The sequence below is a fragment of the Mitsuaria sp. 7 genome, from assembly GCF_001653795.1.
Lineage (GTDB): Bacteria > Pseudomonadota > Gammaproteobacteria > Burkholderiales > Burkholderiaceae_C > Roseateles.
On the sequence record NZ_CP011514.1, the window covers coordinates 4,711,953 to 4,735,281 of the forward strand.

The window sequence follows — 23,329 nt, forward strand, 5'->3', positions numbered from 1 at the left end:
CGCGAACTCCCATTCCAGCTGGGACCCGATTGCTCGGGCGGCTCGACCTTCTCACTCCGCCTGGTTCGATCTTGAGGCCTGAAGTCTATCGACGCGACTTGGTCGGCGCAAGATTTCCAGATGACAACACCCCATCCGGCAAGTCCGAAATTTGACCGGCTCGGTCAAACCAGAGTTCGACGTCGCCGCCTCGAACTCGAAGCACTGCGAAGCCGTCGCCCGGATGATCCGCCCACGCGCTGACCACACAACGCAGGCGCTGCCCTTCCGGTCCATCGAACTCGAATGCGTCGGGCGCAGCAAGCTCCTCGGTGGCCGTGATCGCGAACGGCCACGGCGCATACAGCGCCGAGCTGTGGACCGAGTGGATCCGCACCGGCGCGTGGTTGTCATCCTCGCCGCCGTCGACGGCAGAAATTTCCGCGCTCACCCAACCGGAGCGGTGCTCGTCGCCGGACAGGAACACCAGCCCCGATGCACGATGCCGCCACACCGCCCCCAGCAGTTCGTGCAGACTGTGCGGATAACCATCCCACGCATCGGAGCGCAGGCAGCTTGCGGCGTGCTCCACCGTCGTGCGGCGCCGCGGTAGCGGCAGCGATCCGCTCAGAACGAATTTCTGTTGCGCCGCGCCGCGTGACAGCCACTCGCCAAAGGCATCGCGCTGCGCGGTCGACCACAGCCGCGCGCTCGACCAGTTCGCGACGCGTCGCGACTCGCGCTCGCAGCGCGCATCGGCGATGAAGAAGGCCGCGCCGCGCCAGTCGAATTCGTGCCACAGCAGCTCCGGGCCGCCGATGCGCGCGCCTGCCTCCCATCGGTGATGCCAGGCCGCTTGCCGCGCGACGTCGAACCACGGACCGTTGCCGCCGTGGCTCGCACCAGGACTCGGCTCCCAGTTGTCGACGATCTCGTGGTCGTCGACCGCCTGCACGACGCGCGCCACCGTCGGCGGCAGCAGCCGCACCGGACCGGCCTTGAACTCGCCGTAGCCGCACGCGTAGCGCTCGATGCCGCTGCGGGAATCGGCCAACCCGCCGCTCGCATCCGCATAGATCTGGTCGCCGGCGAACAGCACCAGCGAGCAGTCCCGACCTCTCTCCGTCGACCGCGTGAATCGATGCAGACGCGCCAGCGACGCAAGACCCGGCCCCGCCTGCGACGCATCGAGCTCCCAACCCGGGCTCGCATCGAGCAGCCCCGGCGGGTACTGGCACGCCGCGAGCGCGAAGCACACGCCGTCGCCGCCGCCGCCGCCGCCGCCATCGTCATCGTCATCGGCCGCGACCTCGGCCTCATCCGGCGACGGCACGAAGCCATGCGCCCATCGATGCGGCGGCAGATCGAAGAACTGATCGAGCGCGCCTTCCACCTGCGCGCGCAGTTCCTCGTCCCCGAGCTCGTGCATCACGCCGCGATGCGCGCCCTCCATGGCGAGCGCGCGCGGCTCCAGGTACAGCGCAACCAGCAGCAGCCCCTGGACGTCGATCTCGCGCGCCTCGCCGCGCTCTTCATCGTCGCCATCGAAGAAGCGGGGTGCGGAAGGCGGGAACGCCTCCACGGCCAGCGAGAGGCGCCACGGCGCGCCCGGCTGTCCCACGCCCGGGAGCACGAAGGGCTCGATGCGCCAGGGCAGCGGCAACTGCTCATACGCCCATCCCCCCCGCCACCGCATCGGCACCCACAGCAGCCAATGCGGCCAGCCGCGCTCCGGCCGCAGCGCCGTGAGCAGCGGCACGCGGCCCGTCTCCGGCGGCGCGCGCTCGACGCGATGCCCCGGCGCCTCCGCGCCTATCAGCAGCGCGTTGGCCGCCGTGCCCCGCCGGGCCGCATGCAGGACGCCGCTCATGGCTGCGGCGCCTCGGCCAGGAAGGCCAGCACGTGCGGGAACACCTGCGTCGCGACATGGCGTCCGATGAGACAGTCCTGGTGCCCGTGGCCCGCGATCACCCGGTATCGATAACGACCCGGCGCGGCCTGGTCGTAGTAGTCCTTCAGCAGCTCCGCGCTGTCGGCGCTGCACAGCCCGTTGTCCTCGCCGTGCAGCGACAGCACCGGGAAGGCCTTCAGCAGCGCCAGGCTCTTCGCCAGGCTGTCGAGGTAGACGCTCGCGCCCTGCCAGTCGGTGATCTCGTGGCACCGCGCAAAATGGATCGCCTGCGCCACCGTGTCCATGTTCAGCGGCCCGAAGTGGTCGTCGATGAAATCGAACACGGCGCGGTCGACGTTCCCGATCGCGAAGTCCCGCCCGTAGAGCAGGTCCATGCGATGCCGCGTCGCCGTCCACGGCGTGCGCCGCATCCGCCACGGCGGCCAGGGCGGCGGGTTCTCCAGGTCGAACTCCGCGTCCGGATACGGCAGGCTGGCGAGCAGCCGGTCGAGCAGGTGATCGAACAGCGTCGGCGTGCCCTCCGGCCGGAACGCGTAGGTGCCCAGCGGCAGGTAGGGCCTCAGGTACTGCATCAGCACGCCGCGCAGGCTGTTGGTGGGCGACATCACCATCAGCGGCGTGACCTGCGAGATCACCAGCTTCGAGATCCGCTCCTTCAGCACCGCGCGCAGCGCGAAGCAGCGCTCCCATGGCTGCTGACGCGGCTCCAGCAGCGCCATGTGCAGCATCACCGAGCCCATGCAATGCGCGAAGACGGTCAGCTGCGCGCGGCCGGTCTCGCGCAGCACGCGGTCGACGGCCAGCGGGATGTCGTTGAACGCGGATTCCTCGAAGGTCCACGGCAGCGCCGCGGTCGGCAGTCCGGCGCTGGTGCGCAGGTCCAGCAGCCAGACGTCGTAGCCCGCGTCCCACAGCAACTTCGCCGGACCCGGCCGCACCGAGTGATGCGCGAAGGTCGTGCCGCTGGCGCTGTAGCCGTGGATCATCAGCACCGGTTCGCCGCCCGGTCGCGCGTAACGCGTGAGGCGGATCAGCACCGGCCGGTCGTCGTCCTCGCGGGTTGCGCGGTCGAGGTCCTGGCGCTGCGCGCCCGCGTCGCCCCAGCGGCCGGCGGCCATCTCGGTCACCACGGGATCCGGCAGGCCGGGCACCGCGCCCGGCAGCCGCGAGATGCGCCGCGGCGGCGCCTCGTCGGGCTTGCGGAAGGTCCAGGCATGCAGTCCGATCGTCATCCGCGCGACGTAGGCCATGAGCGCGCCGACGTCGCGCACCGCCGAGGGAATGTCGCGCGCCTGCCGGATGCGCAGCAGCGGCACGCGCTCGCGGGCGAGGTGGTGCATGTCCAGCGTCAGCACGATGTCCCGCGCGCCCGCCGGCGGCGCCATGCCGGCGACCGGCGTCAGCACCATGCGACTCAGCTGCGCCCAGGGATTGCCGCGCCGGGTGTAGCTGATGCGCTTGGTTCCCCGGAGTGGCTGGCCGCGCAAGGCGGCGGCCCAATCAGGCAGCGCCGCGGCCGGATCGATGAGCACCTGGTAGCGCATCACCCGTGCCTCGCCCGCGTGACCCGCGAGGTGCCAGGCGTTGACGGCCCGCGCGCGCAGTCCGGCTCTCGCCGCGCCCGGTGCCTTGGGCGGCGATCGGCGTCCGGCCCAGTCGATCAGGCCTTGCCAGGAATCGCGCACGCCGCGGTTGATCGCCCACGCCCACAGGCCGCGCGCGTGTCGCCGCAGCGATCCCGATTCCTCGCGCTGGAACAGCGTCAGCGCGCCTTCGGCCAGCGGTGCCGTGAACAGCGCCTGCTCGTCACCGCGTTCCTCATGCGCCCAGAGGCGGCCATCCCCCGGCTCCGGACCGACGATCTCGAAGGATCCGGGCCGGCGCTCGCGGGCTTCGAAGACACGCAACCGACTGCCCGGTGCCACGATCAACCGACGCTCGGGGCCAGGTCTCAACAGCTCCACCAGCGCCTTCGGACGGTAGACGACGCAGAGCTCCACGTACTTCACCGGCGATCCCGGCGCACCGGACCAGCGCACGAAGCCGCCGAGGCGCTCGCGCACTTCGATCACCGTAGGGGTCGAGGTCGAGTCGGCAGACCCCGCGAGCTGACGGAAGACGGGCCGCTCCGGTTCCCGGCGGGCGGTCACCGGCGAGGGCGCGCCCAGTTGCCACAGGCTCGTCAGTTGATCCAGCGCCCGTTGCGCGAGCGCGCTGATCGTCAACGCCGGATTGATGCCGAGCGAGCCCGGCACGATCGCGCCGTCGAGCACCACGAGCCCGTCGTGCGTGGCCTCGTCGTCGCCGGAAAACACCCGCCCGATGGCATCGACGACGCCGTCGCTGCCGCGGTCGCCCATCGCGCAGCCGCCGAGCGGATGCACGCTGACCATGGGCCCTCGCGCGTCGTTCGTGAGGAAGGCCATCTCCGGCGGCAGCAGCTGCCACAGCGGATTGCGCAGCAAGCGTGCCCCCTGGGTGCGGAGCTGCCGTTCAAGCGCCTCATGACGGCGCGCGACCGCGGGCTCGTCGCGCAGACCGGGCCAGTCGACCTGCAGCCCGCCGGGTTCCTCGAAGCCCTCGCGTCGGACGAGTCGGCCGGTGCCACTGTCGCGCCCGACGATGGCCAGCGGCAGTTGACGCTCGGTCACCGATGGCCGCACCGCGAAGGGATCGTCGAAGTCGGCGCGTTCCTCGTGCGCGCCGGGGTTCGCATGCGCCAGCGCGTCCAGCGTCGCCGCGAGCGCGAAGCTCTCCTCGAAGATCGGACGCAGCGCGCCGGGGATCGCCAGGTCCTCGACGACATGGTCCGGCCCCGCCGCCCACACCCCGGTGATCGTCGGGCCCACCTGGCGCGCCGCGGGCGTTTGATCCTCGTCGGCGACGGCGTGAACCGTGCGCGGCCATTCGTGGCCGACCGCGATCACATCGCCGTTGGCCGAGAACGCCTGGCCCAGCATCCTCGACAGCGTCAACCCGCGATCCCTCGAGCGCATCAGGATCTCCGTCGATCCGAGGGTGCCGGCCGCGAGGATCACCCGCCGCGCGAGCACCTCGAAGGGCTCGCCCTGGCGCTGGCGCAACAGCTCGTCGGTGTGCTGCAGCGTGACGCGCCAGCCGGCGCCGGGAACCGCCGCCAGCGTTTCGACGCTCGCGCCGCAGACCAGCTCCGCGCCCTGACGCCAGGCCTGCAGCAGCAGGCCCGTGTCGAGCGATTGCTTGGCCTCGTGATTGCAGCCCGTGGCGCAGTCGCCGCAGGCGATGCAAGGCTGGTGCGACCAGTCGGCCGCACCGCGCGGGCGGTCATCCATCGCGACCTGGATCCTCGCGGCGCGCGTGCCCGTCGGGCCGAGCGCCTTCAACGCGTCGAGCCGGCGCGTCTTGAAACCGGTCTTCGCGCGCAGCCGCTCGATCGTGTTGTCGCCCTCGTCATCGCGCACGCCGAGCAGCCGCTCCGCGCGCTCGAACCAGGGCGTCATGTCCTCGTCCAGGAACGCCTGCGGCCAGCCGGGCTCGCGGAACACCGACGGATCGGGCCGCTCCATCACCCCCGCGTTGATCAGCGATCCGCCGCCCAGGCCGTTGGCCAGCGCGACGCACACGTCCGGCCCCAGCCGCAGATCGAAGAGCCCTTCGCGCCGCCCCATCGGCGCGTCCGCGCCGGGGCGCACGAGCCGCACGTGTCCCGGCAGATCGGCGAAGCGGCTGGGGAATGCGCCGGGCAGGTACTCGCGCCCGCGTTCGAGGACGACGACGTTGAGCCGCCGCCCCGCTTCGTCGCGTCGTCCCGCGAGCGCATGCGCCGCCGCCGCGCCGCCGTAGCCGCTGCCGACGATCAGCACGTCCACGGCGGCCGGGCCGGGTTCCGGGCTCGCCAGCCGCTCGGCCATCCAGTCCTCGAGCGGCCGTGACAGCCAGCGCGTGCCCTCAGAGCGGACTCTCGGCGCCTCCTCGAACGGTCGAGACATCCGCACCCTCCCTGCGATATTCGGCGAGCGCCGCCTGCATCGCGTTGATGAGCAGCTCCTCGGTGACTGGCTTGTGCAGCAGCATGAGGCCCGCGTCGTGGGCCTCGCGCAAGCGCTCGGGCGCAGTGTCGCCGCTCACGATCAGCGCGGGCAGTCCCGGGAACGCGCTTCGCAGCGAGCGCACCGCGCTGATGCCGTCCTCGCCGCCGCGCAGACGGAAGTCGGTCAGCAGCAGGTCCGGCTGCTGGCCCATGCTCTTGAGCAGGCCCTCGCGCGTGCTGCCGGCCAGCAGCACCTGGCAGCCGTGCGCCGTCAGCAGCGCGTGCATCGCGACGCGCACCGGCTCCTCGTCGTCGATCACCAGCACGCGCATGGGCGGCAGCGCCGGGCCTTGCGTCGGCGCGGCGCCCGGCCGCACCAGCGCGATGTCGGCGGCGGTCACGTTCAGCATGAAGCTCGAGCCGTGGCCCGGGGTCGAGCGCAGCGCCAGGTGCAGGTCCAGCAGGTCCACCAGCCGCGTCACGATGGACAGGCCCAGCCCCAGGCCCTTGGCGCGGTCGCGCTCCGGATTCCCGACCTGGTAGAACTCGTCGAAGATCCGCTGCTGCTCGTGTTCCGGGATGCCCATGCCGGTGTCGCGCACCGACAGGCGCCAGACTTCCTCGTCCTGGCCGCGGTTGACCTCGATCGCCACCTCGCCGCGCGCCGTGTACTTCAGCGCGTTGTCGATCAGGTTGCGCACCACGCGCTCCAGCAGCACGGGGTCGCTCTCGACGCAGGCCTCCGGCGGGCAGTCCAGCCGCAGCAGCAGGTGCTTGCGGATGGCGGCCGGCTGGAACTCCCGCTGCAGCCGGCCCAGCCAGGGCTGCAGGGCGAAGACCTGGTTGTTCACGGGCACCACGTTGGCGTCGAGCTTGGAGATGTCCAGCAGCGCGTCCATCTGCGAGGACAGCGAGTGCAGCGCCAGGTTCATCTGCGTGACGATGAGGCGGCCCTCGTTGTCCAGCGGCCGCTTGTCCAGCGCCGCGCCGAACAGCGACAGCGTGTGCATCGGCTGGCGCAGGTCATGGCTGGCGGAGGCGAGGAAACGCGTCTTCGCCGCCATCGCCGATTCCGCCTGTGCGAGCGCCTGGCGCAGCTGCTGGTTGCTCTTGTTCTGCTGCAGCCGGATCAGCACCGATTCGGCGAAGACGCGGTAGGTGTCGCGCGCCAGGCCGGTCAGGATCAGGCCGAAGAAGACGATCAGCGCCGACAGCACCCAGTCCAGCCAGCGGTGCTCCGCGCCGGGCTCGTGGAACAGCCCCCACGACAGCGCCGTGGCGAGCGTCACCGGCCAGAGGAAGACCTGGAAGACCACGCGGTGCCCGGCGGTCGTCGCGACCGCGCCCGCGCACAGGCCCAGCAGCACGATGGTCTGCACCATCCGCTGGAAGTCGCTCAGGTGGGGGGCGGCGATCAGCGAGGCGCTGAAGGCCAGGCCGTTGGCCAGGCTCAGCCACACGGCCCAGTCCATGCGCTGCTCGAGCGGGCGGTCCTGCATCTCCGGCAGCCGGCCCAGCACGGCCCAGCGCGTCACCAGCACCGCGTAGACGATGGCGAGCCATCCGTAGGCCAGCCAGGGCGACATCACGCTGGCCGCCATCACCGCCATCATCAGCGCGGCGATGCTCACCGGATACGGGACGCGGCGGCCCTGCTTGCCGATCAGGCGCAGCAGCTCGAGCTCGACGCTCGCCTGCTCGGCGCTGCGCTCACCCGCCATGACCGGAACAGACAGCGCCTGGCCGCTGCCGCGAGGGGAACTGCATGGGTTGTGTAAAGCTTGTTCTGGGCGGGCAATATATCTTGCCGATTCCCTTCACGCCCAAGCGTTCGCCCTGCGCCACGCAGATAAAACTATGCCGACCACCGCCACCCTTGCGGGCTTTGGTAGGTCGGCATAGCACTCCTCCCCTTGATCACTACGCTGAGGTCCAGGCAGCGAGCGATCGGGATCCAGTATGCAAAGCGACCCGCGGGTCGGATATCCCCCTCAAGAGGGAGACATTCTTTTACACCCGGACCCGCAACGGGGCCTGCGTGTCGCGCAACAGCTCCTCGATCAGGACCAGGTAGTAACCGAGCGGCGGCGTGCGCATGCCCGGCCGCTTCGCGAGGTCGTCCCAGCGGCGCAGCTGCAGCGAGGCGCTCGCCTGCGGATGGGCCATGAAGAGCAGCCGCTCCTCCGCGTTCATCGGACCGCCCTGCAACGCCAGGCTGTGGCGCGAGGCGTCCGACAGTCCCGGCCCGTACGCCGGGTCCGTGCTGACCAGATAGCGCTTGGCGGCGACGTGCAGCCGGATCGGCTCCACCACGGCCGGGCCCAGCCCGCCGGCGCGCAGCAGCGGCAACGCGGTCAGCTCGTGCTCGTCGTCCCGCAGGGGGGTGGCGGGACCGCCGTCCATCAGCTGCCCGATGTCATGCAGCAGCGCGGCGACTACAAGGCTATGCTCCGCGTGGGCCCACTCGGCGAGTTGGGCGCATTGGAGCGCGTGCTCCAACGCGGTGACGGGTTCCCGGCGCTCGTCCCCGTACTGCAGGTGTCCGCGACGGTGAAACACCGCCTCGATCTTGGCGATCAGGTCCATGGCAACTCCTAGCCATCGCTCCAAGGGCGGAGCGGGCGCCAGTCTCGACCCCGCCCATGACGGATCTGTGAAGCATGGTCGGGGCTCCCATTCAAATTGGATGAACAGTGGCCTCAGTTCCGGTGAACCGACGAGGGAGGGCGCACGCAGACACTGCATGCCAGCCCGGACCTCCTGACGCCCCAGGTTTTCCCAAGGACGCGAGCCCGACATGACCGCCATCGACCCCCAGAACAACGATCCCGACCAGCAGCCCACGCTGCCCGCCGAGACGCTCGACGCCGCGGCACCGCCGGTGGCCGTGACGTCGCCGGCGAAGACGATGCCCCCGGTTCCGGTGGCCGTCGCGGCGCCGGTGGCGCCCGCGGGCAAGACCCGGTACGACGGCCTGGCCATGCTCTTCCACTGGGTGCTGGCGATCGCGATCATCGGCACCTTCTCGGTGGGCTGGTACATGGCCGACCTGCCCTTCTCGCTGACGCGGCTCAAGCTCTTCAACTGGCACAAGTGGGCCGGCGTGACCATCCTGGCGCTGTCGGCGCTGCGGCTGCTGTGGCGCCTGACGCACCGCCCGCCGGCGGACCTGCCGATGCCGGGCTGGCAGAAGCTGGGCGCCCACGCGGTGCACTGGCTGCTGTACGCGGCCTTCTTCGCGGTGCCGTTGAGCGGCTGGGCCTACAGCTCGGCGGCCGGCTTCCCGATCGTGTGGTTCGGCGTGCTTCCGCTGCCGGACTTCGTCGGCAAGGACAAGGAACTCGCCGAATCGCTGAAGCAGGTCCACCAGTTCTTCGCCTACGGGTTGGGCCTGCTCGTCCTTGCCCACCTTGGCGCCGTGGTCAAGCATGTCGTCCTCGACAAGGACGGTCTGCTGCGGCGCATGCTCCCCGGCCGCGCCTGAGCGCACCGACCCCGATCGACCCGGACAACACCTGACCCCCAACGGGGATCCAAGTCCCTTCATAGACCCGCAGAGGACCACATGACCGCACGCATGGCCACCCATCTCTCGATCACCGCGCTGTCGGTGCTGAGCGCCGCCTTCATCCTGGTGGCGCCGGCGATGGCGCAGACCAAGCCGGCGGCTGCGCCTGTCGCGGCGGCTCCCGCCACGGCAGCGGCCGCGCCCAAGCTGGTGCCGGCGCAGAGCGACATCGCCTTCACCTTCCGCCAGATGGGCGTGCCGGTGGATGGTCACTTCAAGAAATTCGACGCTCAACTGGCCTTCGATCCGAAGAACGCCGCCGCCGGCAAGGTGACCTTGTCGATCGAGCTGGGCAGCGCCACGCTGGGCGACGCCGCGACCGACGCGGAGCTGGTCAAGCCCGAGTGGTTCAACGTCAAGAAGGTGCCGACGGCCACCTTCCAGAGCACGGCGCTGAAGGCGCTGGGCGGCGGCAAGTTCGAGGCCACCGGCAAGCTGACCATCAAGGGTCAGGTCAAGGACGTGGTCGTCCCGGTCGCGCTGGCGCAGGCCGGCGGCACGACGACGGCGACCGGCGCGTTCGCGATCAAGCGCCTGGACTTCAACATCGGCGAAGGCGAATGGAAGGACACCTCCATCGTCGCCAACGACGTGCAGGTGAAGTTCAAACTGGCCATCACCGGCATGGCGCCGTTGTAAACCCCGATTCTTTCCAACCGGTCCGGGTCCTTCGCCCGGTTCCTTTCCATCGCGGTACCCGCCGCGGTTTCCACCACTGTTGCGACCCCTGGTCGACAAGGACCCATTACCATGATGAAGAAAGCCCTGCTGCTCGCCTCCCTGATCGCCGTCACCGGCCTGGCGCAAGCCGAAGCCGCGACCTACGCGATCGACCCGACGCACACCTACGCCACGTTCGAGATCAAGCATTTCGGCACCTCGACCAACCGCGGCCGCTTCGAGAAGAAGGAAGGCACCGTGCAGTTCGACAAGGCCGGCAAGTCGGGCAAGGTCGAGATCACCTTCGACATGAACGGCATCAGCACCGGTTCGTCGCAGTTCGACACCCACCTGAAGAGCAAGGACTTCTTCGACGTGGCCAACAACCCGACGGCCAAGTTCGTCGGCGACAAGTTCACCTTCTCCGGTGACAAGGTCGCGACGGTGGCCGGCCAGTTGACGCTCAAGGGCAAGACCGCGCCGGTGACCCTGACGGCCACCAACTTCAACTGCTACGAGAACCCGATGCTCAAGCGCGAAGTCTGCGGCGGCGACTTCGAGACCACCTTCGACCGCACCGCCTTCGGCGTCGACTACGGCATCCAGTACGGCTTCTCCAAGGACATCAAGGTCATCGTCCAGGTCGAGGCCGTGAAGCAGTAATCCCCTCGGGAACACTTCACAACCAATGCCGGAAGGCCCGCGGAAGCGGGCCTTTCGCGTTTGTGGCGTTGCTACACCGCGGCCGTGACGGGGACGCCGGCAGCCATGGATATCAACCGCCCGCTGTTCGCGTGGTCTGCCATGAATGCCGTCACCGCGTGCGTCGTGCAAAGCTTGTTGAACCAGTCCCAACCGAATGAGGCTCGATAGGCGGCCGCAGACTCCGGCGAACTCCATGCAAGCAACTGATGCAGTTCCTCATGAAACTGCCGGAACGCGGCCACAGTATGGCTCCAGTGGCTGCTGCGCTGATGGCCGCTTGCAAACCAGTGCGCCTTCCAGATGGGTTCGAAGTGACAGACCCGGTTCCTCAATTGCTGAAGGCGCTTCATCCGAAGCAGCACGGGTTGCCTGTTGACCTCCCGGCTCCAATACGGCGGCTTCGAGTGCGGATGATGCGGGAAGACTTCCGTGAACGTCCTCGGCGCGTGTCGATTCGACAGGCCTTCCAGCAGATTCGGCCAGAACCCGAACGATAGGCATGCCACGACCGCGTCCGGTGACGGTTGCGGCTGCTTGCGCATGGGCGGGTTGCCTTCGGACAGCAAAAATTCGATCCGCTCGAACGATTTCCCCTTCAGCGGGATCGCGCCAGGCACTGCCCGGTCATACCAGGCAAAGGACGCGCTGGACTGCGCCGAGACCTGCATCGAGAGGGATCGATGAATCGCATTCCGCAACACCACCTCGACCAGTCCAACGAACGGATGGATGCTGGCACTCAGCGCCTGCGCCCACTGGTAGCAGCCCAATGTCGCTGTATCCGATGCCGGCGCAAACGCAGCGCTGTACGGTGTCATCCGAGCAGCGGACAAGCATTGGAGGACCTCAGTCGCCGTCGACTCTGACGCGAACTGCGAGATCGTCAATTGCGGCGCTTCCGCTCGTGGAAGAGTTTGACTCGTCAAGTTCAACTCGCTAATCTCCAGCCCCGTAGGCACTGCGGATCCCACTCCCGCACCTCTTGGCAGGTTCCAAAGCCGGTGATGCCCGCAGCAGCAGTAGAGCAAGACGCCACCTTCGGGTGGCGTTGAGCTTTCTGGGTCGCAGAACGCTGCGCAGCAGCAGGCCAAGACGTCTATCGTCCGTCGCCTTGGGTCACCCCGACATCAGCCGTGAACGACTTCACGCAGGCAATTTGACCAATCCGGGGTACCGGCCAGCAAAGGGCCGGCTGGCCCGCGTCTTCACGCCCCATAGACCTCCGGCCTGTCGCCGTTCGGTGCAGTCCATCCCGCCGTCCGCACGGCGCGTCGCCCGCCGCCCCGGGGACCTCGGGGTCTTGCGTAAAGTGCGCTCCATACGACAGGTCCTCCCATGAACGCGCCGACTCCCGCCTCCCCCACCCCGCGCCAGCGCTGGCAGAGCTTCATGAAGACTGCCGAGCAGGTCTTCCACGCCTACGGCAACTGGCTGGTCTCCATCACCTGGAAGCGCTTCACGCTGCTGGCGGTGATGCTGATCATCGGCGCCAACATCCTCCAGACCCTCCCGCCCTTCTCCTTCAGCTGGCAACTGCCGGTCGAGACGACCGAGACCATCCATCCGCCCAAGGACCTGCGCCGCGATCGCAACGCCGACCGCGACCGCCGCGACAAGGAGCGCGCCGCCGAGGTGGAGAAGAAGGTGGCCGAGGCGCAGAAGAAGGTGGAGAAGGCCACGCAGCCCGCCGACGCCGCCAATGCCGGCTCCGAGGCCGGGCACGGCGCCTCCGACGCGGTCGAGGGCGAAGGCCTGCGCTACGAGGTCCAGATCGACAGCCGCGGCGTGCGCATCGTGCCGCGCCATCCGGTCGCGGCCGCCGCCAGCGCCGCCTCCGCGGCGGACGCCGAAGGGGCCGTCGATCCCAGCCTGCCGTCCGTCGACATCCGCATCCCGAACGAGAAGCAGCGCGAAGCCATCCGCGACGCGGTGAAATCCGCCGCCGCCGACGCCAAGCGCGCCCTGGAGGAAGCCGCCGAGGAAGCCCGCCAGGCCAAGGCCGACGCCGAGGAAGCGCGTGACGAGCTCGAACAGGTCCAGCGCGAGACCTCCCGCAAGACCCGGTACCGCACGGTGCACCTGGGCGACTTCCTGGACAAGCTGGCCGTCCTGGTGGTGCTGGCCTCGGCGCTGCTGAAGGCCACCTACAAGGGTCGCCTGCAGGCCGAAGTGAAGGCCGCCAAGGCCACCGAGACCGCCGAGGCCGAATCGCTGCGCCGCCAGGTCGTCGAGGCCCGCATGGCCGCGATGCAGGCGCAGGTCGAGCCCCACTTCCTGTTCAACACGCTGGCCTCCATCGACCACCTGATCGAGACCGATCCGCCGCGCGCCTCGCAGATGCAGAAGAACCTGATCGCGCTGCTGCGGGCCTCGATGCCCACCATGCGCGAGGCCAACGCCAACGGCGGCGTGCGCGACCTGGGCCGCGAGATGGCCGTCATCCGGCCCTACCTCGAGATCTTGCAGGTCCGCATGGAAGAGCGCCTGGTGTCCCGCATCGAGGTGCCCGACGGCCTGCTGTCCGCCGAGTTCCCGCCCATGATGATCCAGAGCCTGGTCGAGAACGCCATCAAGCACGGCCTCGAGCCCAAGGCCGAAGGCGGCAGCCTGCTGCTCAAGGCCGAGATCGTCCACGGCAAGCTGCAGGTCACCGTCGCCGACACCGGCCTGGGCTTCGGCCGCGCCGCGACCTCGGGCACCGGCGTCGGACTGGCCAACATCCGCGAGCGCCTCTCGCTGCTCTACGGCAAGGCCGCCAGCGTCACCGTCGCCGAGAACCAGCCCTCCGGCACCGTCGTGATCATCACCGTCCCCTACCGGACGTCCTCCCACCACGCCCCCGAACAAGGGTCGCCAGGATCGCAAGGAGCACACGCATGAAAACGCTGTTCAAGACCTTTCTCGTCCTCGGATTCATCCTCGTCGCCGGCGCGCTGCTGCTCGGCTGGGGCGTGGTCCATCTGCTCGGCGATGTGCCGGGCGTGCACCTCACCGTCGACGGCGAGGAGGTCATCCTCAGCGGCATGGGCGTGGCCGATGCCTTCGGCGCCGGGCTCGGCCTGATCATCGCCTTCGTCGTGATGTGCCTGGTCGTGCCGCTGGTGCTGCTGCTCGGCCTCGGCCTGCCGCTGCTGATCCTCGGCGCGGTCGCGCTCGTGGCGCTGGCCGCCCTGGCGGGCGTCGGCGCGGTGGTGGGCTCGCCGCTGCTGCTGATCGGGCTCGTCGTCTGGCTGCTGGTGCGGGACAAGCCGCGCAAGACGCCGCGGGTTCCGTCCGCTCCGGCGGCGCCGACGATGACGTCCCCGGGCGAGCCCACCCTGCACGCCTGAGTCCGCCCCAGGCCCACCTTCGAGTCCGCCGCCGGATCGACCGTCACCTGCCCTAACATCGCCTCCCATGAGCGACACCAGCGACACCCCCCAAGGCCCGCGCGCCATCCTCGCGGACGACGAACGCCTGATGCGCGAGCAGCTGCGCAGCCGCATCGCCGAGGTCTGGCCCGAACTCCAGATCGTCGGCGAGGCCAAGAACGGCCTGGAGGCCGTCGAGCTGGTCAAGGAGCACAAGCCCGACCTGGTCTTCCTCGACATCCGCATGCCGGGCCTGACCGGCGTCGAGGCCGCCAAGCAGATCGCGCAGCTGCCCGACGACGACGACTGGTCGTTGCCCGAGATCGTCTTCATCACCGCCTACGACCAGTACGCGGTCGAGGCCTTCGAACAGGGCGTCTGCGACTACGTGCTCAAGCCGGCGGAGCGGGATCGCCTGATGGTCACCGTCGAGCGCATCAAGAAGCGTCTGGCGCTGCGCAGCGGCGAGGTCGAGCCCGAAGGCCCCAGCACCGGCACGCTGCAGCAGCTGCTGCACTCGCTGTCGGCGCGGGTGAACAACACCAGCGGCTCGCCGCAGTACCTGCAGTGGATCCAGGCCTCGGTCGGCCAGACCATCCAGATGATCCCGGTCGAGGACGTGCTGTTCTTCATCAGCGATGAGAAGTACACCCGCGTCCAGACGACGACGGTCGAGGCGCTGATCCGCAAGCCGATCAAGGAACTCGTCGACGAGCTCGATCCCAAGCTGTTCTGGCAGATCCACCGCTCGACGCTGGTCAACGTCAAGGCGATCAACGGGATCGGGCGGGACTTCCGCGGTCGGCAGCTCGTCGGCGTGCGCGGGCTCGATGAGAAGCTCGAGGTCAGCCGCAGCTACACGCATCTCTTCAAGGGGATGTGAGGCCGAAGGCTTCAGGACTGCCACCGCCGCTGGCCCTCACCCCCGCCCTCTCCCGCAAGCTGTATGGACCGAGGACATAGGTAACAGGCGTGCCAGGACATGGGTGACACTTTTCCCGCCTAGTCAGCGGGAGGACGAAGTTGCCCTGGAGCCAAGACACCGTGAAGGATCAACGAGAGGAATTTGTTCGACTGGCCCGACAGCCTGGCGCCAATATCAGCGAGCTATGTCGACGCAGCGGGATCAGCCGCAAGACAGGCTACAAGTGGCTCAGCCGAGACGATCTCGAGGATCGATCTCGGCGACCACACACCTCGCCGACTCGTACGCCCGAACAGCTGCAGGCGCAGGTGCTTGCAGTGCGGGCCGAATGTTCTGCTTGGGGCGGTCGCAAGATCGCGAAGGTGCTGGCGCGCGATCATGGTGTGCACGTAGCAGCCAGCACAGCCAACTGGGTGCTGCGCCGAAACGGCCTGATCGACCCGGCAGCAAGCCAGGCCGCGACGGCATGGCAGCGCTTCGAGCACGAGACGCCCAATGCACTGTGGCAGATGGACTTCAAGGGCCACTTCGCCACCGACACTGAGCGCTGCCATCCGCTGACCGTGCTGGACGATCACTCGCGCTTCAACATCGTGCTGCAAGCGCTGAGTAACGAGCGGCTAGAGTCCGTGCAGCCGGTGCTGCAGCGCGCCTTTGAGCGCTATGGGCTGCCTGAGCGCATCAACGCCGACAACGGTCCGCCCTGGGGCTCGCCGACGCGCGGAGCACTCACCGAGCTGGGCGTCTGGCTGATTCGCTTGGGAGTGCGGTTGAGCCACAGCCGACCGATGCATCCTCAGACCAACGGCAAGGACGAGCGATTCCATCGCACCCTGAAAGCCGAGTTGCTGGCCAGTCGGCACTTCAAGGACCTGGACGATGCCCAGCACCACTTCATCCAGTGGCGGCATCTGTACAACGCCAAGCGCCCGCATCAAGCGCTGGGCATGGACACGCCAGCCAGCCGCTACGCGGCCAGCCCGCGCTCGATGCCAAGCTCTTTGCGGCCCGTCGAATATGGCGATGGCGCCATCGTGCGCCGGGTCGGATACGGTGGACGGATCGCCTTCAAAGGCAACACCTACCGCGTCGGCAGAGGCCTCATCGGCCAGCCTGTAGCCCTACGACCTCACCTGGATCTTGATGGCAGCTTCGATGTCTTCTTCTGCCATCAAAAAGTACGCATGATTGACCTGTGCCAGGCTGACTAACCTGGACCTGACCTGTTACCCATGTCCTGGCACACCTGTCACCCATGTCCTCGGTCCATACAGCAAGCGGGAGAGGGAGTCCGACCGGCGCGACTCGCGGCACTGGCTCCTCTTGCTCCCTCTCCCGCTTGCGGGAGAGGGTGGGGGTGAGGGCCAGCAGACGTGGCAGTCAGTCAGCGTGGTGGACCCTTGAGCTTCACACCCGCCGCCGCCATCGCGCGGCGGACTTCCGGCGCATCCTCGAAGGCGGACTCCAGCTCCGGCTGCAGCGTCTCCAATTCCAGCCGCGAGTCGGGATCACCCGGGCGGTTCGACTTCCGCGACGACGCCCGCAGGCCGAGTCCCAGCGCCATCAGCGCGTAGAACAGGAAGGCGATCCGCGGCGCGTCGATGAGGCTGTCGAACAGCCCCACGACCACGAAGCCCGCCAGCCCGCCCACCACCGCCGGCGCCAGCGGATGGTGACGACCCGCGCCGAAGCTCAGCCGCACCAGCACCGTCACCAGCAGGCTGGTCCACAGCGCGAGGCCGAACAGGCCCTGCTCGAACAGCACATGCGCCGGCAGGCTCTTCATGTGGAAGGGCATGTGGTTGCGGTCGCTGGTGAAGAACCACCGCGCGAGACCATCGCTGAAATCGCCGTTCTGGATCACCGGACCGTGCACGCTGTCGGCGATCGAGATCGATGCGATCTCCAGCACGCCGCCGCGCCAGTTCTGCGTCACCGACGCCACCAGACGCTTGGGCGCCCAGGCCCGGCCGCCGAAGTCGACGGGCGCCTGGCCCAGCTTCAACTGCACCGGTTGCCACGCGCCGCCCTTCGGCTCGACATCGGCCTCGCGGTCCACGCAGCGCAGCGGGTAGAGCAGGAACTTCTCGCAGATCTCCACGCGCAGACGCGTCTTGAACTGCGTGCGCAGCGTCACCGTCGCCGCGACCTCGCCGGCCACCGCCGGCACGCGCTGGCTCAGCCGGAACATCTCGCCGTGGCCCATCTGATGCAGGCCGCTGGTCAGCGTCACGGTCGGGTTCGGCGAAGGCTCCGTGCCGGGCAGGCCGGACGCGGGCATCTCGGACCGGGCCGGGTTCAGGCGGTAGTCGCCGACGCGTTCTTCGAAAGGCCCGCCGTTGGCGAAGCTCGCCGGGAATCGTCCGCTGCCCTTGCCCAGCAGCCATTCGTCCATGGACTTGAGCAGTCCCAGGCTGACGCGCCAGTGCTCGAGGCGGCCTTCGAAGTCCTGCTGCCCGGTCGACATCCGCTGACCGATGTAGGCGCCGCCGCCCAGCGCCGCGACCACCGCGCACGCCAGCAGGCAACCGGTCCAGACCAGGCCCCGGATGCGCCAGCCGGCGGTGCGCAGATCGGCGCCGACCCGCGGCGACCATTGCGTCGCGATCCATGCGATCGCCAGCACCGACAGCACGAGCGCGATGGCGACGAGGTCCTGTCCACCGCCCCAATTCGCCGCGACCAGTCCCGTCCCGGCGAGCGACGCCATCCACACCACCGCCAGCGCGAAGGCCTGCGACGGCTGCGTCAATCCGCCGCGCCACAGCCAGGCCAATCCGAGGCCGAGCAGGACGAGGATCCCGTCGATCAGATAGGCGCCCTTGGGCACCAGGTCGATCAGCAATCCGCCGAGCGAGGCCAGCAGCAGCGCGGGCAAGGGCGACAGCGCCATCAGCGCCCGCTGCTGGCCGCGCGGCCAGGCGGCGCGCGAGGCCGGCATCGCCAGCAGCACCGCGACGCTGCCGGACAGCGCGAGCAGCGCGCGATAACCGCCGGCGCCGAAGAGCACCCAGGCGGCGACGGCGGTCCCGGCGATCACGCCGACGGACCAGGCGAGCGGCACCTTCGCGCGCGCGCCGGGGAAGACAGGCGACGACGGCGCGCCGTCCTGTCGCGGCGCATTCTGCTCATCGCGGCGCTGCACGGCCCACAGCAGCGCGCAGAGCGCCATGCCGAACGGCACCGCCAGATAGACGCCGCGCGAGAAGGTCGTCAGCGACGCATAGAACGCCAGCAGCATCACCGCCAGCGCCGCCGCGAAGCTCAGCGGGCGGCGCTCCCGCATCGCCCACAGCATCGCGAACGGCAGGCTCAGCGCCAGCGCGCCGTCCAGCGACGCGCCGCCCACGTTCATCTCCCAGAACAGCGAGGTCGTCCGGTAGTCCGACGAGAAGTCCAGCAGCCCCGTGTAGACCCAGCGCTCCCACACCGCGCCCAGCGAGGTCGTGATCAGCACCAGCACCCAGGCCGCGCGCGACAGGCGCTGCACCGAGGAAGGCCGCAGGTCCGACGCCTTCTGCCACAGCGGCAGCAGCAGCAGGACCAGGAAGAAGCTCTTGCCGGCGCGCAGGCTGTTCATCGGCTCCTGGAAGCCTTGCCAGAAACCGAAGTCCACGCCGCCGGCCTGATCGAACCCGCGCCAGACCGCGATGAACGCGGACAACGCGAACACCGCCATCAGCACCCGTACCGCCGCGCGCCAGCGCAGCGTGCGGTAGCGCCAGGCCACCGGCTTGCTCGGCGGCACGGTCAGCGCGAGCGCCGTGTAGCCGCCAGCGGCGACGGCCAGCACGAGCAGGTCCAGCTCTTCGAAAGTGATCCAGCCGGTCCACGGCGCGAAGCCGATCACCGGCACCAGCGCCGGCACCAGCAGCGGCAGCGAGCGCCATCCGAAGAAGCTGGCCACCGCGATCGCCACCCACAAGGCGGTGGCGGCCACCGGTTGCACCGGGTAGTGCCGCATGAGCCAGAGTCCGACGGCTGCGCACGCCACGCCGGTGACCATCCTGGTCAGGGACGACAGGCCCCGGGGCAGGACGAACTTCATGCGCGCGACCGTCCCAGGCTGCTGGCGATGCACCATTGCGCCGGCCAGTAGCTGGCCAGCACCCAGACGCTGGCCATCTCCAGCGGACCGGCGAACTTGTTGATGGCCAGCATCGCGTCGGAAAACACGAACAGCGTGCCGCCCCACGCGGCCCAGCGCGCGAGCGGCTCATCGGGCTGGCCGACGCTGCCACGCCACCAGGTCCAGGCCTGCGCCGCCATGGCCGAAAGGCAGACGACGTAGACGACGACCGGTGCCCGCAGCTCGCCCGGGATGTGCGGCCAGAGTTGTCCCAGCACCGCCGCCGCGATGACGCCGAACATCAGGAAGGGCCAGCGCACCGCGCCCAGCTTCTTGCGGGTGCAGAAGCCGACGGTGTAGCAGACATGGGCCGCCAGGAAGCTCACCAGACCGGGCAGGAAGCCCTGCTCCGGCCACAGCAGCGCGATGTCGCCCGCCAGCGAACACAGCAGCCCGGCGCGCAGCCAGCGCGCCAGCCGCGGGCGATCGGCACCGCGGGGCCAGGCGTAGAGCAGGATCAGGACCGTCGTCAGCGGCTTGAAGACGAAAGCCAGGGCCGGCGGCAGTGGCGCGGGTTGGGACAACGCGAGGATGGCGGCGGCCGCGCTGAGCAGGGTCAGCAGCGGGAGCGCGGCGGTGAGCCAGGTGGCGGACTTGGCGGCGGAGGCTGTCATGCGGCGGCATTTTGCCGTTTGCAGACGACGCCTACCCCCCGGTTCAGGGTGACATGGCAGACCTTACAGGGTGGTTGCCGCTCTCAAGTCTGCTCACAAGTCGGTCACAAGTCCGCTCCAGGTCCCCTTACAGGTCCGCTCAAGGTCCGTTCACAGGTGCGACCAGTGTCGATCCAGGCCTGCAGACGCTCGTGGACGGCGGACTCGGGGACGAAGAACTTCTCCGCGAGCCGGCGCGCGCTGACCACGCCCTGGTTCATGAGCCGGTAGATCGCGAAGTCCGGCATCAGCAGGTCCAGCGCGAAGCGGTGGGCTTCCTGCTCGATGCGTCGGGGGCCGTGGGTCGACAGGGTGGGCGCCGTCTCCGGCGGCACCGGGCCGTGCCCGAGCACGTGATGCCCCAGCGCATGCGCCAGCACGATGCGGCGACGCATCGGTTCCTCGGCCAGGTTGAGCTCGATCACCGGCTTCTCATCCAGATACAGCAGCCGGCCGCGATAGGGATACATCGGCTCCTGCGGGCCGCCGCGGTCGCGGACCTCGACGCCGGCGCCCGCGGCCAGTTCGAGGGCGCTCAGCGGCAGGGTGGCCTGGTCCCAATGCGCCTTGCGCAGTTCATCGGCGGCGGCATCGATGACGCCGTGCCGCGCCGCGACTTCGGCGGGCGTGCGGGACTCTCGAAACGGGAAGCAGGAAATCGGGGCGGCGGACATGGTCGGTCTCCTCGGCAGGCGCAGAGGGACCGGATGCTAGAAATCTGTGCGTCGCCGCGAAATGACTCGAACCAGTAAGAATCGTTCGCCCACCACTGTCACTGACTGTTCGAGTGACAGGTCTTGCCAGTTCCCCATCACCGGTCGTCGACAACGGGTAGTCAGCGAGTGCCAGTGGGGCCGGAATGATGCTTGAGGGTCCTGGAGGGAGCCCTCATGCATCGTGGAGAGCCCGCGCTTGGCCCAGCGCAGGACTCAGCGGTCGTCCTTCGCCGCCTGCGCCTGCTTCGCCGCGGTATCGGCGGCCTTGGCGGCGAGCTGCTCCCGCATGCGCTTGAGCTTCTCCCGGGGGTCTTCCTTGACCCCGCCCTCGCCCAGTTTCATCTCGGCGATGAAGCGGCTGGGCACGCCCATGACCGTCTCCCGGTTCTTCTTGCGCCGCCGCAGCGTCGACACCGCCAGCGTGCGCCGCGCGCGCGTGATGCCGACGTACATCAGTCGGCGTTCTTCCTCGACGCGCTGGGGCGTGAGTTCGTCGTTCTCCGCCTTGAAGGGCAGCAGGCCTTCGTTGACGCCGGCCAGCATCACGTGCGGCCATTCGAGGCCCTTGGACGCGTGCAGCGTCGTCAGCACCACCTGGTCCTGCTCCTCCTGGCGTTCTGCCAGCGACAGGATCACGCTGATCGTCTGCGCCACTTCCAGCAGCGTCTGGCGCGGGCTCTCGGTGGTGATGCCGCCGTCGGTCGAGATCTCGCCGCCGCAGCGCTTGGCGACCCAGTCGACGAAGTCGAGCACGTTGCCCCAGCGGGCCTGCGCGACCTTCTCGTTGTCTTCCTGGTCGATCAGGTGCTGCTCGTAGGCGATGTCCTTGAGCCATTCCATGATCAGCGCCTTGCCCTCCTCGGCGCCGACGGCATGGCGCGCGCGGTACTCGAGGTCCACGACGTAGCGGCCGAACTCGTGCAGCCCGTGCAGTGCCTTGCTCGACAGCGTCGCCTTGAGCGACTCGGCGAACAGCGACTCGAACATCGACAGCTTCCACTTCGCCGAGAACTCGCTCAGGTGTCCCAAGGTCTGGTGGCCGATGCCGCGCTTGGGCGTGGTCACCGCGCGCAGGAACGCCGGATCGTCGTCCTGGTTCACCAGCAGCCGCAGCCAGGCGCAGAGGTCCTTGATCTCGGTGCGGTCGAAGAAGCTCTGTCCGCCGGACACCTTGTAGGGGATCTCGGCGCGGCGCAGCGCCTGCTCGAAGATGCGCGACTGATGGTTGGCGCGGTAGAGGATCGCGAAGTCGGAGAACTTCGTCGTCGGCTCGTTGGCCCGGATCGCCTGGATGCGGGCGACGGCGCGTTCGGCCTCGTGCTCCTCGCCGTCGGCCTCGATCAGCGAGATGGGATCGCCCTCGCCGAACTCGCTCCACAGCGTCTTCGGGAACAGCTTCGGATTGCCGCCGATCACGTTGTTGGCCGCGCGCAGGATCGCGCTGGTCGAGCGGTAGTTCTGCTCCAGCGGAATGATCTTCAGCTGCGGGAAATCGACCGGCAGCTTCTTGAGGTTCTCGATGGTCGCGCCGCGCCAGCCGTAGATGGACTGGTCGTCGTCGCCCACGGCGGTGAACATCGCGCGGTCGCCGACCAGGCATTTCAGCAGCTCGTACTGGACCGCGTTGGTGTCCTGGTACTCGTCAACCAGCACGTAGCGCAGCGTCTCCTGCCACTTGCCGCGCGCCTCTTCATTGGTCTGCAGCAGCTTCAGCGGCATGCCGATCAGGTCGTCGAAGTCGACCGCCTGGTACGCGGTCAGCCGCTCCTGGTAACGCTGCATGACGACGGCGGCGGCGCGCTCCATGTCGTCCTTCGCATAGGCCAGCGCCTGCTGCGGGCTCAGGTTCTGGTTCTTCCACAGCGAGATGGTCCATTGCCAGGACTTCGCCGTCGCCGCGTCGGTCGTGCCGCCGGCATCGCGCAGCACCGACAGCACGTCGTCCGAGTCGAGGATGGAGAACTGTTCCTTGAGTCCGAGGTGGCGCCCGTCCTGGCGCAGGATGCGCACCCCCAGCGAGTGGAAGGTCGACACCAGCAGTTCCGAGCCCGCCTTGTTGCCCACGAGGTGCTTGGCGCGCTCCCGCATTTCCTGCGAGGCCTTGTTCGTGAACGTGATCGCGGCGATGTTCTTCGGCCGGTAGCCCTCGGACATCAGCTTGGCGATCTTCTGCGTGATCACGCTCGTCTTGCCCGAACCCGCGCCCGCGATCACCAGGCAAGGACCCGACAGGTGATGCACCGCCGCCAGTTGGGCGGGGTTGAGCTGGGCTTTGGACATGGAACGTGCGGGACAGGAAAGCGCGAAGGGGCCGGGGATGATAGCGGGACGTACAGTGCGAACCATGAACACAACACTCACCCTAGCCGCCAATGTCGTCGTCGCCCTCGTGGCGCTGATCCACGTCTACATCCTCATCCTGGAGATGTTCCTCTGGACCACGCCCAAGGGTCGCAAGGCCTTCGGACTGACCCAGGAGTTCGCCGAGGCGAGCAAGGTCCTCGCCGCCAACCAGGGGCTGTACAACGGCTTCCTCGCGGCCGGCCTGATCTGGGGTCTGGCGCTGGGCGCGGCGGGCGGTCCGGTGAAGGTCTTCTTCCTGGCCTGCGTGCTGGTGGCGGGTCTGTACGGCGCCGCGACGGCCAGCCGCAAGATCCTCTTCATCCAGGCCATCCCGGCGGCGATCGGTCTCGCCCTCCTGCTGCTGAGCTGAAGCGCTCGGA

At 68.9% G+C, this 23,329-nt stretch carries 17 protein-coding genes; 8 read left to right on the top strand and 9 right to left on the bottom strand.

Translation table 11 applies throughout. The features are described from left to right. Positions 1 to 85 precede the first annotated feature (85 nt). The 4 genes from ABE85_RS20715 to ABE85_RS20730 form a co-directional block, all read right to left on the bottom strand. Positions 86 to 1,849, bottom strand: coding sequence for an alkaline phosphatase D family protein (locus tag ABE85_RS20715; protein WP_067279077.1), 1,764 nt, complete (start codon positions 1,847 to 1,849; stop codon positions 86 to 88). After that, on the bottom strand, positions 1,846 to 5,859 hold the full coding sequence (locus ABE85_RS20720) for an alpha/beta fold hydrolase (protein WP_082938805.1): 4,014 nt from the start codon (positions 5,857 to 5,859) through the stop codon (positions 1,846 to 1,848). Before ABE85_RS20720 ends, ABE85_RS20715 begins: the two co-directional genes overlap by 4 nt. Further along, a complete protein-coding gene (locus ABE85_RS20725) occupies positions 5,819 to 7,621 on the bottom strand; it encodes a hybrid sensor histidine kinase/response regulator (RefSeq protein WP_067279082.1) in 1,803 nt (600 codons plus the stop codon). The genes ABE85_RS20720 and ABE85_RS20725 overlap by 41 nt, the downstream gene beginning before the upstream one ends. Before the next feature lie 289 nt (positions 7,622 to 7,910). Then, positions 7,911 to 8,486, bottom strand: a complete 576-nt coding sequence (locus ABE85_RS20730) for an HD domain-containing protein (RefSeq protein WP_067279086.1) — start codon at positions 8,484 to 8,486, stop codon at positions 7,911 to 7,913. Positions 8,487 to 8,808: 322 nt separating this feature from the next. Between ABE85_RS20730 and ABE85_RS20735 the strand changes: the two genes are divergently transcribed. From ABE85_RS20735 to ABE85_RS20745, 3 genes are all read left to right on the top strand, one after another. After that, complete coding sequence (locus tag ABE85_RS20735) at positions 8,809 to 9,384, top strand: cytochrome b (protein WP_067283235.1); 576 nt, start codon at positions 8,809 to 8,811, stop codon at positions 9,382 to 9,384. 162 nt (positions 9,385 to 9,546) lie between these two features. After that, positions 9,547 to 10,107: a YceI family protein gene (locus tag ABE85_RS20740; RefSeq protein ID WP_197507386.1), complete on the top strand. Its 561-nt coding sequence runs from the start codon at positions 9,547 to 9,549 to the stop codon at positions 10,105 to 10,107. A gap of 114 nt (positions 10,108 to 10,221) precedes the next feature. Continuing rightward, on the top strand, positions 10,222 to 10,791 hold the full coding sequence (locus ABE85_RS20745; RefSeq protein WP_088407733.1) for a YceI family protein: 570 nt from the start codon (positions 10,222 to 10,224) through the stop codon (positions 10,789 to 10,791). A 71-nt stretch (positions 10,792 to 10,862) separates the two neighbouring features. On the opposite strand, the gene ABE85_RS20750 is transcribed toward ABE85_RS20745, so the two are convergent. Then, positions 10,863 to 11,651 carry a hypothetical protein gene (locus ABE85_RS20750; RefSeq protein ID WP_197507098.1) on the bottom strand — a complete coding sequence of 263 codons (789 nt, stop codon included), beginning with the start codon at positions 11,649 to 11,651 and terminating at the stop codon, positions 10,863 to 10,865. A 517-nt stretch (positions 11,652 to 12,168) separates the two neighbouring features. On the opposite strand from ABE85_RS20750, the gene ABE85_RS20755 reads away from it, so the two are divergent. The 4 genes from ABE85_RS20755 to ABE85_RS20770 all read left to right on the top strand — a co-directional run bounded on the left by ABE85_RS20755 (position 12,169) and on the right by ABE85_RS20770 (position 16,319). Then, positions 12,169 to 13,713 carry a sensor histidine kinase gene (locus ABE85_RS20755; protein ID WP_067279098.1) on the top strand — a complete coding sequence of 515 codons (1,545 nt, stop codon included), beginning with the start codon at positions 12,169 to 12,171 and terminating at the stop codon, positions 13,711 to 13,713. Beyond that, the gene (locus tag ABE85_RS20760) at positions 13,710 to 14,162 is read left to right on the top strand and encodes a hypothetical protein (protein ID WP_067279101.1); all 453 of its coding nucleotides are present in this window, start codon (positions 13,710 to 13,712) and stop codon (positions 14,160 to 14,162) included. Before ABE85_RS20755 ends, ABE85_RS20760 begins: the two co-directional genes overlap by 4 nt. Before the next feature lie 67 nt (positions 14,163 to 14,229). Next, positions 14,230 to 15,066 (top strand): LytTR family DNA-binding domain-containing protein, encoded by an 837-nt coding sequence (locus ABE85_RS20765; RefSeq protein WP_067279104.1) that lies wholly within the window; start codon positions 14,230 to 14,232, stop codon positions 15,064 to 15,066. Between the two features lie 140 nt (positions 15,067 to 15,206). After that, positions 15,207 to 16,319 (top strand): IS481 family transposase, encoded by a 1,113-nt coding sequence (locus ABE85_RS20770; protein WP_067270535.1) that lies wholly within the window; start codon positions 15,207 to 15,209, stop codon positions 16,317 to 16,319. 173 nt (positions 16,320 to 16,492) lie between these two features. On the opposite strand, the gene ABE85_RS20775 is transcribed toward ABE85_RS20770, so the two are convergent. The 4 genes from ABE85_RS20775 to ABE85_RS20790 form a co-directional block, all read right to left on the bottom strand. Further along, complete coding sequence (locus tag ABE85_RS20775; protein WP_157522698.1) at positions 16,493 to 19,156, bottom strand: hypothetical protein; 2,664 nt, start codon at positions 19,154 to 19,156, stop codon at positions 16,493 to 16,495. Further along, on the bottom strand, positions 19,153 to 19,851 hold the full coding sequence (locus ABE85_RS20780) for a lysoplasmalogenase (protein WP_067279110.1): 699 nt from the start codon (positions 19,849 to 19,851) through the stop codon (positions 19,153 to 19,155). The genes ABE85_RS20775 and ABE85_RS20780 overlap by 4 nt, the downstream gene beginning before the upstream one ends. A 104-nt stretch (positions 19,852 to 19,955) precedes the next feature. Next, positions 19,956 to 20,564: an ImmA/IrrE family metallo-endopeptidase gene (locus ABE85_RS20785; protein ID WP_067279114.1), complete on the bottom strand. Its 609-nt coding sequence runs from the start codon at positions 20,562 to 20,564 to the stop codon at positions 19,956 to 19,958. 255 nt (positions 20,565 to 20,819) lie between these two features. Further along, the gene (locus ABE85_RS20790; RefSeq protein WP_067279117.1) at positions 20,820 to 22,886 is read right to left on the bottom strand and encodes an ATP-dependent helicase; all 2,067 of its coding nucleotides are present in this window, start codon (positions 22,884 to 22,886) and stop codon (positions 20,820 to 20,822) included. Between the two features lie 64 nt (positions 22,887 to 22,950). Between ABE85_RS20790 and ABE85_RS20795 the strand changes: the two genes are divergently transcribed. Further along, positions 22,951 to 23,319 carry a DUF1304 domain-containing protein gene (locus ABE85_RS20795; RefSeq protein ID WP_067279120.1) on the top strand — a complete coding sequence of 123 codons (369 nt, stop codon included), beginning with the start codon at positions 22,951 to 22,953 and terminating at the stop codon, positions 23,317 to 23,319. Positions 23,320 to 23,329: the final 10 nt, after the last annotated feature.

Bases quoted from the DNA above. Each gene is read 5' to 3' on its own strand.
- ABE85_RS20715 (WP_067279077.1), bottom strand. From the start codon at position 1,849: ATGAGCGGCGTCCTGCATGCGGCCCGGCGGGGCACGGCGGCCAACGCG.
- ABE85_RS20720 (WP_082938805.1), bottom strand. From the start codon at position 5,859: ATGTCTCGACCGTTCGAGGAGGCGCCGAGAGTCCGCTCTGAGGGCACG.
- ABE85_RS20725 (WP_067279082.1), bottom strand. From the start codon at position 7,621: ATGGCGGGTGAGCGCAGCGCCGAGCAGGCGAGCGTCGAGCTCGAGCTG.
- ABE85_RS20730 (WP_067279086.1), bottom strand. From the start codon at position 8,486: ATGGACCTGATCGCCAAGATCGAGGCGGTGTTTCACCGTCGCGGACAC.
- ABE85_RS20735 (WP_067283235.1), top strand. From the start codon at position 8,809: ATGCCCCCGGTTCCGGTGGCCGTCGCGGCGCCGGTGGCGCCCGCGGGC.
- ABE85_RS20740 (WP_197507386.1), top strand. From the start codon at position 9,547: ATGGCGCAGACCAAGCCGGCGGCTGCGCCTGTCGCGGCGGCTCCCGCC.
- ABE85_RS20745 (WP_088407733.1), top strand. From the start codon at position 10,222: ATGAAGAAAGCCCTGCTGCTCGCCTCCCTGATCGCCGTCACCGGCCTG.
- ABE85_RS20750 (WP_197507098.1), bottom strand. From the start codon at position 11,651: ATGACACCGTACAGCGCTGCGTTTGCGCCGGCATCGGATACAGCGACA.
- ABE85_RS20755 (WP_067279098.1), top strand. From the start codon at position 12,169: ATGAACGCGCCGACTCCCGCCTCCCCCACCCCGCGCCAGCGCTGGCAG.
- ABE85_RS20760 (WP_067279101.1), top strand. From the start codon at position 13,710: ATGAAAACGCTGTTCAAGACCTTTCTCGTCCTCGGATTCATCCTCGTC.
- ABE85_RS20765 (WP_067279104.1), top strand. From the start codon at position 14,230: ATGAGCGACACCAGCGACACCCCCCAAGGCCCGCGCGCCATCCTCGCG.
- ABE85_RS20775 (WP_157522698.1), bottom strand. From the start codon at position 19,156: ATGAAGTTCGTCCTGCCCCGGGGCCTGTCGTCCCTGACCAGGATGGTC.
- ABE85_RS20780 (WP_067279110.1), bottom strand. From the start codon at position 19,851: ATGACAGCCTCCGCCGCCAAGTCCGCCACCTGGCTCACCGCCGCGCTC.
- ABE85_RS20785 (WP_067279114.1), bottom strand. From the start codon at position 20,564: ATGTCCGCCGCCCCGATTTCCTGCTTCCCGTTTCGAGAGTCCCGCACG.
- ABE85_RS20790 (WP_067279117.1), bottom strand. From the start codon at position 22,886: ATGTCCAAAGCCCAGCTCAACCCCGCCCAACTGGCGGCGGTGCATCAC.
- ABE85_RS20795 (WP_067279120.1), top strand. From the start codon at position 22,951: ATGAACACAACACTCACCCTAGCCGCCAATGTCGTCGTCGCCCTCGTG.